At 45.9% G+C, this 13075-nt stretch carries 11 protein-coding genes; 7 read left to right on the top strand and 4 right to left on the bottom strand.

The genetic code is table 11. The features are described from left to right. Positions 1-105 precede the first annotated feature (105 nt). Together U4956_RS08785 and U4956_RS08780 are read right to left on the bottom strand one after the other, a co-directional pair. A complete protein-coding gene (locus U4956_RS08785) occupies positions 106-903 on the bottom strand; it encodes an SDR family NAD(P)-dependent oxidoreductase (RefSeq protein ID WP_323090234.1) in 798 nt (265 codons plus the stop codon). 279 nt (positions 904-1182) lie between these two features. Then, positions 1183-2154: a P1 family peptidase gene (locus U4956_RS08780; protein ID WP_323090232.1), complete on the bottom strand. Its 972-nt coding sequence runs from the start codon at positions 2152-2154 to the stop codon at positions 1183-1185. A gap of 456 nt (positions 2155-2610) precedes the next feature. Here U4956_RS08780 and U4956_RS08775 point away from each other — a divergent pair, with 456 nt between their 5' ends. From U4956_RS08775 to U4956_RS08765, 3 genes are all read left to right on the top strand, one after another. Further along, positions 2611-3096 carry a transposase gene (locus U4956_RS08775; protein WP_323090231.1) on the top strand — a complete coding sequence of 162 codons (486 nt, stop codon included), beginning with the start codon at positions 2611-2613 and terminating at the stop codon, positions 3094-3096. 190 nt (positions 3097-3286) lie between these two features. After that, a complete protein-coding gene (locus U4956_RS08770) occupies positions 3287-5146 on the top strand; it encodes an ISL3 family transposase (protein WP_323089818.1) in 1860 nt (619 codons plus the stop codon). Positions 5147-5306: 160 nt separating this feature from the next. Continuing rightward, entirely contained in the window at positions 5307-6314 is a 1008-nt protein-coding gene (locus U4956_RS08765; protein ID WP_323090230.1) for a transposase, read from the top strand. A gap of 258 nt (positions 6315-6572) precedes the next feature. Here the strand turns inward: U4956_RS08765 and U4956_RS08760 are convergent, their stop codons facing one another. Further along, positions 6573-7049, bottom strand: a complete 477-nt coding sequence (locus tag U4956_RS08760; protein WP_323090229.1) for a DapH/DapD/GlmU-related protein — start codon at positions 7047-7049, stop codon at positions 6573-6575. 314 nt (positions 7050-7363) lie between these two features. Beyond that, complete coding sequence (locus U4956_RS08755) at positions 7364-8266, bottom strand: AraC family transcriptional regulator (protein WP_323090228.1); 903 nt, start codon at positions 8264-8266, stop codon at positions 7364-7366. Between the two features lie 546 nt (positions 8267-8812). On the opposite strand from U4956_RS08755, the gene U4956_RS08750 reads away from it, so the two are divergent. Genes U4956_RS08750 through U4956_RS08735 form a run of 4 tightly spaced genes read left to right on the top strand, consistent with a single transcriptional unit; the run spans position 8813 to position 12862 of the window. Further along, positions 8813-9730 (top strand): ABC transporter permease, encoded by a 918-nt coding sequence (locus tag U4956_RS08750; protein ID WP_323090227.1) that lies wholly within the window; start codon positions 8813-8815, stop codon positions 9728-9730. A 19-nt stretch (positions 9731-9749) separates the two neighbouring features. Beyond that, positions 9750-10790 carry an ABC transporter permease gene (locus U4956_RS08745; RefSeq protein ID WP_323090226.1) on the top strand — a complete coding sequence of 347 codons (1041 nt, stop codon included), beginning with the start codon at positions 9750-9752 and terminating at the stop codon, positions 10788-10790. Positions 10791-10802: 12 nt separating this feature from the next. Beyond that, entirely contained in the window at positions 10803-11855 is a 1053-nt protein-coding gene (locus U4956_RS08740) for an ABC transporter ATP-binding protein (RefSeq protein ID WP_323090225.1), read from the top strand. Beyond that, on the top strand, positions 11852-12862 hold the full coding sequence (locus U4956_RS08735) for an ABC transporter ATP-binding protein (protein ID WP_323090223.1): 1011 nt from the start codon (positions 11852-11854) through the stop codon (positions 12860-12862). Before U4956_RS08740 ends, U4956_RS08735 begins: the two co-directional genes overlap by 4 nt. Positions 12863-13075 lie beyond the last annotated feature (213 nt).

The following is a 13075-nucleotide window of genomic DNA, read 5'->3' as shown; positions in this document are numbered from 1 at the left end:
TTCATCCAGCTTTTTTTCGCCACCTGGCAGTACAGATCGATCTGAGCAGGGCAGATTTTCCTTTATTTTTGGTTTATTCTTGATTATTCAGTTCTCCCAATCCGGCTAACGCTTCTGGGCAGCATCCGCGAGGTCTCCAAAAATTGGAGTTCCCAGGCCAAAGCCGCCGCCAACCGTCAGAATCTGGCCGGTTGTATACGCCGCATCATCACTGGCAAAGTAAGCAACGGCCGCTGCAATTTCTTCAGGCGTGCCCATTCGTTTGATCGGCAGATTTTTTTCAAACATATTCTTGAAGTGATCGGACAGATTGTCTTTGACAGCATCCGTTGCAGTCATGCCAGGCAGGACGGCGTTGCAGCGGATGTTCTTGCGGCCGACCTGTACGGCAATTTCTTTGGTCAGGTAGTTGATGGCTGCTTTTGAAGTACCATAGGCGATCTGCGAGATGTCCGGGATCAGGCCGCCGACCGAAGAGATATTAATAATGCTTCCGCCGCCATTTTTCTCCATCACTGGAATGACCTCCTGGCAGCCGCGGAACACACTTTCCAGATTGACGTTGATGATATCTTTGAAGACACCATACGGAGTATCGGTAATGGTCAGATCTTTGCGGGGATCGCTTGTTCCAAAATTATTGACGAGAATATCAAGCCGGTTCTGTTCCGTAACGATGGTCTGCACCATGTTGTGGAAACAATCCTCATCGTACGCATCAAAATAAACAGTATGAACATCGTATCCTTTGGCATTCATCGCCTTTGCAATCTGGCTGGCTGCATCCAGCCGTCTGGCCGCCATATAGACCGTAGCTCCTTCTTTGGCCAGTCGCTCAGAAATAGCCAGTCCAATGCCGCGGGTGGAGGCAGTAATCAGAGCGACTTTTCCTTTTAAAGACATGTTAGAATCCTTCTTTCTGTTCTGAATATATCTGATTCAGATTCATCTCTATTATGCAGGGAAAGACGGAAAAGCCGGCAGAGAATGCCTTTTTGCAGGCTGTGTGGCTGATTGATATCTTGCAGATTCTGCTTTTTAATCAAAGCCAGATCTGTTTTCTTGATCTGGCCAGATTGTTTCTTCCGGCATCATAAAAGGCCAGGAATCTATTCCTGGCCCGATGAAATGAACAAAAAAATGAGGAAAACTGCTCGATGAATCAAACGAGCCAAGTCTTGTCTATCTCTGGATTTCCTGTTGTAAAGAAGACCAGCTTTCCAGACCATAACCAGCTTTTGCGGATTTGATCGCATCAACAATCGCCTGGGATACAGCATTAACCGCCATCACACTGACTAAAGTCAAATCAGCGGGCACTTTGTTGGTTGTCATCGCAAACAGCGTATCCCCGTCATTGGGAGTATGAACCGGCCGGATCGTGCGGGCCAGGCCATTCTGGGCCATGCCAGCCAGTTTGGTCAGCTGGGCCTGATCGAGATCTGCATTGGTCAGCACACAGCCAATCGTGGTATTCATCCGCTCTAACTGCTGGCCAGCCATCTGCAAAATCAGATCTTCCGTGTTATAAGCTGTTTGGGTTTCTTTGTCATAAATGCCTGCGAGCCTGGTCTGGCTGTCTGGTTCAAACACATCGCCGCACGCGTTGACCGCCACAATGGCCCCGACTTTTAACGGCCCAATCTGAAAGGCCGCTGAACCAATGCCAGATTTCATGGCCCGATCAAAGCCAAGCATCTTGCCTACGCTTGCTCCCGTGCCTGCGCCATAGCAGCCGCTGGTCCAGTGTCCCTGTTCACTGTTGCAGGCCGCTTCATACCCCATGGCTTTATCCGGGAAAACATTCGGATCTGCGCAGCCCAGATCAAATAAGGAAGCCTGGCAGACAATCGGCACACAGAATCCTTTCATTCCAAAGCCGGCGCCTTTTTCTTTGAGATACTGCATGACCCCGCTCGAGCTTTCCAGCCCAAAGGCGCTGCCGCCCGATAAGACGACCGCATTGATCTTCTGGACCATATTTTTCGGATCGAGCAGATCAGTTTCTCTGGTCGCTGGTCCGCCGCCGCGAACATCGACCGCCCCGGTTGCCCCCTCCAGACAAAGAATGCAGGTTACACCCGTACCGCCAGTTTCATCCTGGGCCTGACCAATCTGAAACCCTTCAATTTCATTGATTTTAATTGACTTCATGCGCTCTTTTCCCCTGTTTGCCCAAAGCCCAGTTCCTTCAGCACCCGACCCAGGGCTCCAGCGGGTTCCCTCCTTTTTGTTTTCGTATTTTTGTTTTCGTATTTTTGTTTTCGTATTTCTGTCTTCCCTCTTCAAGAATATGGCTTTTCAAGTGGCCTGATCAGGACTTTATCAGACGCATGAGCCGATATCCCTGTTGGGCAGATCGGATTTCTCCTCAATTTTCTTTCCTTATATTTAATAAGACGACTCTCATAAATTCGAAACACCTTTAGGTGCCATGGATTTTATATTCACCATTTTTCGTTTTTCCTACATTCAGAAGCGAAAGATGGTATTTTTTATTTGAATAAATATTAACTTTTTATTAAGCATTGGATTGAGCGTTGAAAACTTAACACCTTTCTGCGGCCTCATGCCGATCAGAAAAATGACTTTTAGAAAGGAGCAGTCGAGATGTTAACCGTTTCTAGTACTCACCAGGATTTTTTACAGGATCTGAATGGCCGGATAGCCATCATGCACTCTTCGCAGATTGACAGGCTTAACGATCTGTCATACGCCATGGCTTTAGGTAAGGTCACTCTGCTTAATCTGGATCCAGTTATAGATGTGATTTCTCACCTGTATTCCTCCAGAGGGCGACCTGCTGCCGATCCACGGATGCTTATTCGTTCTCTGGTTCTTATGTATCACTTCCAGGAAACCAGTATTCAGTTATGGCATGACCGCCTTGAGTACGACTTTTTACTCCGGGTACTTTGCGGCATCAGTGGACGCAACCCAGCAGTCGGGACCTATTATTCCTTAATGGATCGACTTTATCTGTGGGATATTTCTGTGAACATCCTTCCCGCAGGAAAGAATAATAAGCCTAAGAAAGCTAAAAAGCCAAAAGGCAGGCCGGGACGAAAGCCAAAAAAGGTTCTTACGCAAATGTAGTTTTTAACACTGGTGATCAGTAGGGATTGTCCGCAATGACAGTCCCTTTTTTGATCATTTAAATAAATTAATTATCTTTATTAGGTTTGTTAAGCATCTATAATCAATAACCTTATTGCTCATTATTGCTTATTTCATTATCATAGAATTTCATGCTCTTTAAGGGGTTTCTGAAAGGACTGTGGTGACAATGAACAAACTGAGTTTTATCCGTATTCACGAAGAGAATAAGCCTGTTCACGATATTGAGTCCTCTCTCTTTGGTGAAGATTTGATTAAAGACGCTGACCGACAGGATTATCGGGACAAGTATGGCTGCCTCCACTTTTTTCGTATTCATGCTCCAGAAACCGGGAAAATCAGTGGACCAAACGGTGAAAAATGTATTTCCACAAATGGATATCAGGAACGCATCTGTCAGATCATGCCTGTTGGAGGCCAGACTGCTTATGTTCATATTCGCCAGGAACGCCTTGTCTACTTCAATAAGCATGGTAAGAAAGTTACTTTTGTGCTTCCTGTCAAGGGATACCGCTTTAATCAGCGGAAAAGTGACGAACTTACTGTTTTTCTGCTGTCTATTTCACTCTTCTGCTCGGCAAATGTGGCAGCACACGTGTGCCAGTCCATGGGCATTGATGTCTGCCATGATACCATCACCAGAATCTACAAAAACATTACAATCGTAGATAACCCTGATATCAAGGCCATTGGTGTCGATGACGTCAGTTCCAGAAAAGGGCGAACCTACCACACAGCTATTTACGATCTGAAAACGCACCAGGTTATTGCGCTGCTTGATGGAAGAGATGGCCAGGCACTTAAGGAGTGGCTGAAAAAACACCAGAAGGTTAAGATTGTAACCCGTGATCGTGCTTCCGCTTTTGCTTCAGCGATTTCTGAGATCTTGCCAGACTGTACTCAGATAGCAGACCGTTTCCACTTATTCCAGAATCTTGTAGGCCGTATTAAGGATATTTTGAAGTGTGAAATTCCATCTACACTCTATGTAAAGGATGGAGAGATTACTTCAGTAAAACCTGAGACAGAGAAAGCCGCGCCTGCTGTTCCAGAAAAAGTGGAATATGACAATACACCCGTTGCCGAAACAAACTGCCAGATCATCAAAGACAAAGCCAAAAGTGACGATTTTTACGCAGAACAGTATGAAAGACAGGCAAAAGTCTGTTCTGATAAGTACGCAATGATCTGTTCTTTGCGAAAAGAATGGGCTGAGACCGTGAAGCCTAAGTTCAAGGATTTTCAGGAGAAATATGACATCTCCTATCCGACTTTAAAAAAATACCTGAAGATGACGGAAGAGGAAGTTGAAGGAATAAAAGAGGTTAGAAAGCGACCAAAGTATAAGACAGACATGGATAACTATACCAATATAATTTATAAAATGGTTATTGATGGCCATAAACCCGCTGTCATCTATTCATACCTGCAATCTAAAGGATGCAAGGCCTGTTATGGTACGGTCTTGCATTATATTCATCAGATGAAGAATACTCATCTCAAAGACGAACTCATAAAGCCTTTTGACTATGACAGGGGCACTGAAGCGGTTCAGGTCAAACGCTACGACATCGTGAAATACATGGTAACCAGCGATCGGGACAAGATGAAGGAGACTGAAGTTGCGAAAGTGTACGAACAGATTCTGGATAAGTATCCTGCAGTGAGATTCTGCGATCAGCTCTGGAAGGATTTCCATGAGACATTGATGGGAGACAATCCAGATAAACTTGACTGGTTCTGTACCAAATATGAGGAGAGTAGAATCCAAGGCTTTATAAACGGCATAAAAAAAGATATTGCGCCGGTCAAGAACGCAATATCCTATGAGCATAGCAGCGGGTTCGTTGAAGGCGGCAACTGCCGCTATAAGCTTGTCAAACGTACCATGTTTGGCAGAGCCAACATTGAACACCTGTTCCATAAGTTTTATGCCCAATCTAGTATAACGTGTGGTGGATTAAATGCCAGAACTTTGTTAGCAGACTGGATTGAAAAATCACGTTGGGAAGACAAAACGGTCATTTAAACAATGATCATGAATGAGAAATAGTCAGAATGAGAGGCTTCTACTGATCACTAGTGTTAAAAACTACATTTGCGTAAGATCCCCAAAAAACTCTGCCAGTCCTCCAGATTCTGATATTGATCAGTCCGGGACACCAAATCCAACCAGAAAGGGAGAAAAAATGAACCTGAATCCTCCCGGGGCGACAACCTCCCTGGCGATTCAGGCTCAAATGGGCGAGATTGACCCAGAAAGGTCTATCAGGATTCTTCAAGCTCTATTTAAAGAAATTGCGGTGGAACCATCTATCGCAATGGGCCTGATCGATCCGGGTAATCTCATTCTTTCGGGTGATGGAACCGCTGTCTATGTTCACGCAAACAACAGAGGTCATCATCTATTAGAATACACTGGAACCGAAAAATTTGATACCCTTCGTCGTTATTCTGATCCTGATGCCAGTATTGGTTTTGACAGTGATAAGGGAGATTACTATTTTGGCTTTACAGGCTATTTTAACGTTGTTCATAACTCCGATAAAAATATTGATCTGCCAATCCACTTTATGATCGAATCTGCCAGAGAACACGATTCAACCATTTCGATTAAAGCAATAAACCAGGTCAGGCACTTATATCCGAACATAAACATTACTCATCTCTGTCTGGACAGCGCCAGTGATAATGAAGCGACTTTTCAGCTGTGCGAAAACTGGTCTATCAATCCCGTTATCGACCTCAATAAAAGAAGAGGAAAAGGAACCGAAAAAGGCAGCGTAACCATTTCCTCTACCGGCAAACCAATATGCAAATCAGGCGAAGAGATGTACTGTACCGGTTTTGACAAAACGCATAATGCCTATAAATATCGCTGCCCGTATGTTATGAAGCGAATTCCGGAGTGCTCCCATCGTGACGAATGTTCAAAAGGTACCTATGGCCTCTCCGTCTATTTGAAGTGTAACAGTGCCAGAGAAAGGGCTATGCAGAAGCATGGAACCAAAGAGTGGAAGACAGTTTATAACAATCGGACAAGCTGTGAGCGAGTCAACAATCGTTGTCTGAATGATTACGGTCTCCATAAAACGAAAACACGTACTCAGCGCCGGATATCATTTGTAACCTTTCTTGTATGTGTAAACATTCATACAGATGCCTGGTTAAAAGAGGAAAAGGCAGCTAATAATTAGTGTAAAAAAACAAACTAGTATTCCTACTTTTTTTAGTGCGGCCTTTTTTTCAGATCGACTGAAACTGGCTTCTCAAAACTTTCTTTGAGAAAGGCAGAACTAATAAAAGCCGCTTAGCTAATATTTTCTTAATAATTAGTTAATAATTTATTCAGATTCCTCCTAGAATTTATGAGAGTGCTCAATAAGCTAAAGAAACAGGGATGAAAAGTGTATCCGAATGAGTTGTTTTTGACAGATGGACAGTGTCTTTGATTATTATACGTCTTTTCTGGAAGAACGAATCAGAATTTGTGGCTCCCCTGCTAAGACAGTAGCCTTGGCTGGAACGTTCTGCCGGACAACCGCCCCGGCGCCAATCTTTGCTCCATCGCCGATGGTAATCTCGCCAACCAGAACGGCACCGGCGCCAATCAGGCAATGATCCCCGATGATGGGAGCCTTGCCATGAATTTCACCGATGGTGACATTCTGGTAAATCCAGCACTCTTCTCCAATCCGGGCATAGCGGGAGATAAAAATGCCGTGCAATCCATGCGGAAGCCGCGGCCGGCTTTTAAACCAGGCGCCTTTGCCGATATAGCCGCCATGCTTGTTGGCCGACCGGTTTAAGAAGACAGTCATCAGATCTATCTTCCATCCTGTCTGGCAGTTCTGGCGTTTAAAGAAGACCTTCCAGTAGGTTTCCATCAAATCCCCTTTGGACCAGGTCAGAATATCTGTTCGAAATGACATGTAAAATTTCCCCTTATTCCTGTAATTTTCCTTTGCGGATACAGACCTCATCCAGTGTATCAAACGATCTGAATCCCTTGCGTACAAACTGAAAACAATACTGAAATTTAACAGATATCCGCATGACTGAATATTGAGAAGATTGGAATATTGGCAGATCATCTGTTGTTGATCATAAAAAGGTCCTTATTTTTGTGAAAAAAAAAGCGGCTCTCATTGTATAGAAAGCCGTCTTTGTTTTTTCTGGGGTGTTGATCTGAGACTTTGTGCAATATGGTCTGTCTCGAGCTAAGTTTGTTTTTTCTTTTTCATCCTTAATCCTGCTTTTCTTCCGCTTCTTTTTTCTTGACCGGAATCCAGAGCTGGCAGCGATAATCTGACGTGTGGCAGTCTGCCAGCGGATAATATTCGATCGAAAAATCCTGATCCAGCTGGTAGTCTGGATTTTGCGGCAACCATTCTTTGAACACCTGTCTGGTGACGCTTTGCAAAGCATCAGGCAGCGGGCCAATGCTGGTAAACTGGGCCCACGTACAGGCTGGAATGTGACGGACTTCATAGCCAACAGGAATCTGGCCGCCATGGTATCGGCCGCCAATCAGGTACTCCAGTTTTTCTGGGGAATCAATGCAGAGTCCAAATTCACCAATGCGGTTTTCCCAGACGGCTTTAGCCTCTGGATTTACAGAGTCTTTTTGATCCATAAGCTGGCCGACTTTTCCATTAAAGTTATTCCAGAATTCCGGAATGATCTGAAAAGAGTTTGCGCCTGCAGGGATCGACAGACATTTTCCAATCAGCTCAAAAGCTGGCAGTTTTTGAATTGTATATTCCATTGCTTCTCCTCCGCGAACACTGATCTGAATCAACAAAGGCAAAAAAGGTTTTAATGTTTTATCTGGCTGTCCTGCCTGACTTGGCAGAAAGCCATGAAAACGTCGAAACGCCCGGCTAAAGCTATCAGCAGAGTCATAGCCATACTGAAGGGCAACATCGATGACTTTCTGGTCTGGCCTTTGTAATTTCTTTCCCGCCAGATACAGCCGGCGGTTTCGAATGTAGTCTGCAAACGAATAGCCAGTAACAATCTGAAAACCCTGCGCCAGGTATCTTTGCGAATAGCCGCAGTGCCTGGCAATCTGTTCAGTTGTGATATTTTCTTCCAGATGCGCTTCCATATACGCAATTGCGCTTTGCAGCGATTCAATCCAGTTCATTTTTTCCTCCAAATGATCATTTGTTGGTCCTATTGTACAAAATGACCGCTCCCCTCTCCCGACTTTTTGGCGAACAGGAGGTCGGATTGAATGCAGGATAATCCGCGGTGATGATCACGAGGAATGCAGATCTTTCTGAACCATAAAGCTGGCCAGGCCTCAGCGTTTTTTCTGTCCTTCCTTCTGTTTTTTGCTTTCCTTTTCTTCTTTCATTCTTTTGCATTTTCTACATCAGATAATTTTTACCCGGATTGATATCATCTCATTACCAGATTATGTGAATTTCATCCGGTTTTATGCCCGTCTTTTTCCATTGTCCACCTTGCATCAAGTGAAAAATCCCATGAAAAATCATATATTTTGAAAAGAAATTTCAGCTTGTCTGAAACTTTTTGAAATACTATGGGAAAATCTTGTTTTTAGCGTGTTACAATTCCTCACGTAAATTTTCGCAAGCAGCGTGATAAAGAGCTTGGTCTGAAATTGTTCAGGAACTGTCACCTGATGTGAGGATTGAAAACCAACAAAACAGGAGAGGATTGAAAAATGTCACGTTATGTCTTGAAACGAATTTTGCTGGCAATCATTACGGTCTGGGTTGTCGCAACGCTGACGTTCTTTTTGATGAACATGATCCCTGGCGGACCATTCCTTTCAGAAAAAGCGATCAGTCCACAGGCTACCGCTGCCCTTGAAGCCAAATATGGCCTGGATAAACCTTTATGGCAGCAGTACCTGACCTATATGCAGGGGCTGCTGCAGGGAGATTTTGGAATGTCTTTAAAGCAGCGCGGCCGTTCGGTACTGGATATCATCACCAGCAAGTTTCCGGTTTCCGCTCGAGTCGGCGGAATTGCGGTGTGTGTTGCGCTGGTTGTCGGCGTTACTCTGGGTTGCGTTGCTGCCCTTCATCAGGGAAAATTCTGGGATCGTTTTATTTCCGTCTTTGCCACTCTGGGCATTGCGGTTCCCAGCTTTGTTATCTGTACCTTATTGCTTTACATCTTTGGTGCGAAGCTCAAATGGCTGCCCACCCTTGGCCTGAATTCCTGGCAATCGTATATCATGCCTGTCTTTGCGATCGCCTTCTATCCGACAGCCTACATCATGCGGCTGATGCGTTCGAGCATGCTGGATGCTTTAGGCCAGGACTATATGCGAACCGCAAAAGCCAAAGGTCTTTCAGGCAATAAACAGTTGTTCAAACACGCACTGCGAAATGCCATTCTGCCGGTAATCACTTACGTTGGTCCGATGCTTGCCTATACCATTGTCGGAAGCTTCGTTGTTGAAAAGATTTTCGTTATTCCAGGTCTTGGCGGATCGTTCATCACTGCCATTACCGGACGTGATTACACCCTGATCATGGGAACGACGATCTTCTTAGCCACTCTGGTTATTTTGATGACTCTGGTAGTCGATCTGCTCTACAAAGTCATCGACCCACGGATCAAACTCGATTAGAAAGCAGGAGGTTTAAGCGATGCCAAAAAATCCACTCAGTCTTCAGCTGGATCCCGCAGACTTTCTGCCGGCGACCGATGAAGAAAAACAATCCCAAGTCATCATGCGCGAATCCGTCAGCTTCTGGAAAGACGGATTGCGGCGTTTATTAAAAAACAAAGTGGCCATGACTTCTCTGGTGGTCATTGTCATTATCATGATTTTCGCCTTCGTAGTTCCACATTTCTATCCTTACAGCTACGAAACGCAGATTAAAGGCGCCACCAACCTGGCCCCGATGCAGTACTCAGCCGACGAGCAGGCAATCATTGATGCTGGCGGCCATGTCTTCCCGCATATTTTTGGAACCGACACCATGGGCCGTGACTATGCGATCCGGGTTATGGTCGGCACCCAGATCTCTTTGCTGGTTGGTCTGATTGCAACGGGCATTATCCTGTTGATCGGCCCATTATATGGCGCCGTGGCAGCCTTTGCGGGCGGCTGGGTCGATCTGATGATGATGCGCATTGTCGACATCATCTATACCATTCCCGATGTTCTGTTAATTATCCTGCTGTCCTTTGCCCTGAAAGCCCCACTTGAATCCCTGGCTTCAATGCCTGGCTTTGGCTGGATCCAGACAGTCGGAACGAGTATGATCTCCATCTTTATTGTCTTTGCCCTGCTTTACTGGGTAGGAATGGCCCGAATGATTCGTTCCCAGGTTCTGACGATCAAACAGTCCGATTATGTTACAGCTGCCAAAGCATTAGGGGTCAAAAGTTCCACCATTATCCGCAAACACCTGATGACCAACTGCATCGGTACATTGATTGTCTGCGCCACCTTGCAGATTCCATCCGCTATCTTTACTGAAAGTTTCTTAAGCTTTTTAGGCATGGGTGTTGCTGTTCCGCTTCCTTCCCTGGGCTCTTTGGCCAGTGCTGGTCTGAACGGAATTTATACCTATCCATATCTGCTGTTTATTCCAGCTGCTGTCATTTCTCTTTCCATTCTGAGCTTCAATCTGCTTGGCGATGGTCTGCGCGATGCCTTTGACCCGAAGATGAAAAAGTAACAGGTGATGTCCATGTCAGATGAATATTTAGTTAAGATTGAAAATGAAAGACTTTCCTTCTTTACCCCCGCCGGAGAGGTGAAAGCTTTAAACGATGTCAATATCTCGCTGCGTCCTGGCGAAGTTCTTGGAATTGTTGGTGAGTCCGGTTCCGGAAAATCCGTTACGGCCTATTCCCTGATGGGCCTGACGGCTGATCCAGGCAAACTGCTCGGGGGGAAAATTCAGTTTAACGGTCACCAGATTGAAACGATGAGCGAAAAAGAATTCCGTAAAATTCGGGGGAACGAAGTCTCCATTATCTTCCAGGATCCAATGACCTCCCTCAACCCGGTATACACCATCGGCAACCAGATTACGGAAGTCATTACGCTTCATACCGGTAAAACCAAACAGGAAGCCAAAGCAAGAGCGCGCGAGCTGCTCGAACTGGTCGGCATCAACGAACCTGATAAACGTCTGAAGCAATATCCCCATGAATTATCTGGGGGAATGAGACAGCGGATCATGATTGCCATTGCCCTGGCCTGTGAACCCAAGCTGCTCATTGCCGATGAACCAACGACCGCACTTGACGTCACCATTCAGGCTCAGATTCTCGAGCTGATGATGGAGCTAAAAGATAAACTGGGCATGGCGATCATCATGATCACCCATGATCTAGGCGTAGTTGCTTCGATGTGTGACCACATTGCGGTCATGTATGCCGGACGCATTGTTGAATACGGAACCACAGACCAGGTGTTCTATGAACCAAGTCATATGTATACCAAGGGCCTGATCCGTTCCATTCCAAGACTGGATGTGGATGAGCACCAGCGTCTGATCCCGATTGAAGGAACGCCGGTAGATATGCTCAATCCGCCAAAAGGCTGCCCATTTGCTCCGCGCTGCGAGAAAGCCATGAAAATCTGCCTGCGTGAGCCGGCTCCAATTACTGAATTTGATGATGGCACGCACTATACGTATTGTTGGCTGCACCAGAAAGCGGCCATGGAAAAACAGATTGCTCCTTCGAATATTGAAGGAAGCCGCATTGCCATGGACCAAGGAGGAGAAGCATGAGCGAGAAAAATGAAGACTTTATCGTTGTCGAACACCTCAAACAATACTTCCCGGCCGGTGGTCATGGTAAGAATAAAAAATTTGTCCAGGCTGTCGACGACGTCTCTTTCACGATAAAAAAAGGCGAAACCTTAGGACTGGTTGGTGAATCCGGATGCGGAAAAACCACCACTGGGCGCTCCTTGCTTCGTCTGTATGAACCAACTGGCGGCCGATTTGTTTTTGATGGCGATGTCATTTTCGATGTTGAAAAGAAACAGTATGCGAGCATGCTGCCCTATCGCAAGCGCATGCAGATCGTCTTCCAGGACCCCTATGCTTCGCTCGATCCGCGTATGACCGTCGGTGATATCGTGGGCGAAGCCATTGATACCCACCATTTAGCCAAAGATTCCAAAGAGCGCTATGACATGATCATTGAGCTCTTACGTAAAGTTGGGCTGAACTCCGAACATGCCAACCGCTACCCGCATGAATTTTCCGGCGGCCAGCGCCAGCGTGTCGGAATTGCCCGCGCTCTGGCCGTCAATCCAGACTTTATCGTCTGCGATGAGCCAATCAGTGCGCTGGATGTTTCCATTCAGGCACAGGTCATCAACATGTTTGAAGACCTGCAGCGCGATCTGGGCCTGACCTATCTGTTCATTGCCCATGACTTGTCCGTCGTCAAACACATCTCCGACCGGATTGGCGTAATGTACCTGGGTCGGATGGTCGAACTGGCACCAGCCAATGAACTGACCAACACCCCGCTTCATCCGTACACCCAATCTTTGATTTCCGCAATTCCATTGGCGGACCCAAAACTCGCCCGGGCCTCGCAGCGAATTGTGCTGGAAGGTGATGTTCCTTCCCCAGTCAATCCGCCAAGTGGATGCCGGTTTCGAACCCGGTGTCCGCGCGCAACGGAGCATTGTGCCAAAGAGGCTCCTGAATTTAAAGAAGTGCTGCCAGGTCATTTTGTCGCCTGCCACCACGTCAATATGGAAGATCTCAAGAAGAAATAGAGATTTTATTTTCAACGCTTTATTTTCACTCTGGTAGACACGAAACGGATTCTTCACCGTTTCGGTTTATATACCGTCTTTTGCTTGATCGTTTTAAGATTTCGAAGTTGTTCCAGATCTTGTATGTTGGTAAATGCGTCGTTTACTTCGAACAACTGCGCTCAGAAATCAACGCTCTGGCCTGCGTTTCGTGTTTTTGATGAATCTTGATCT

This window comes from Allobaculum sp. JKK-2023 (assembly GCF_034745455.1).
In the GTDB taxonomy this organism is placed as follows: domain Bacteria; phylum Bacillota_I; class Bacilli_A; order Erysipelotrichales; family Erysipelotrichaceae; genus Allobaculum.
This window is presented reverse-complemented; position numbering and strand designations above follow the sequence as displayed.

Bases quoted from the DNA above. Each gene is read 5' to 3' on its own strand.
- U4956_RS08760 (WP_323090229.1), bottom strand. From the start codon at position 7,049: ATGTCATTTCGAACAGATATTCTGACCTGGTCCAAAGGGGATTTGATG.
- U4956_RS08735 (WP_323090223.1), top strand. From the start codon at position 11,852: ATGAGCGAGAAAAATGAAGACTTTATCGTTGTCGAACACCTCAAACAA.
- U4956_RS08780 (WP_323090232.1), bottom strand. From the start codon at position 2,154: ATGAAGTCAATTAAAATCAATGAAATTGAAGGGTTTCAGATTGGTCAG.
- U4956_RS08770 (WP_323089818.1), top strand. From the start codon at position 3,287: ATGAACAAACTGAGTTTTATCCGTATTCACGAAGAGAATAAGCCTGTT.
- U4956_RS08740 (WP_323090225.1), top strand. From the start codon at position 10,803: ATGTCAGATGAATATTTAGTTAAGATTGAAAATGAAAGACTTTCCTTC.
- U4956_RS08750 (WP_323090227.1), top strand. From the start codon at position 8,813: ATGTCACGTTATGTCTTGAAACGAATTTTGCTGGCAATCATTACGGTC.
- U4956_RS08745 (WP_323090226.1), top strand. From the start codon at position 9,750: ATGCCAAAAAATCCACTCAGTCTTCAGCTGGATCCCGCAGACTTTCTG.
- U4956_RS08775 (WP_323090231.1), top strand. From the start codon at position 2,611: ATGTTAACCGTTTCTAGTACTCACCAGGATTTTTTACAGGATCTGAAT.
- U4956_RS08785 (WP_323090234.1), bottom strand. From the start codon at position 903: ATGTCTTTAAAAGGAAAAGTCGCTCTGATTACTGCCTCCACCCGCGGC.
- U4956_RS08755 (WP_323090228.1), bottom strand. From the start codon at position 8,266: ATGAACTGGATTGAATCGCTGCAAAGCGCAATTGCGTATATGGAAGCG.
- U4956_RS08765 (WP_323090230.1), top strand. From the start codon at position 5,307: ATGAACCTGAATCCTCCCGGGGCGACAACCTCCCTGGCGATTCAGGCT.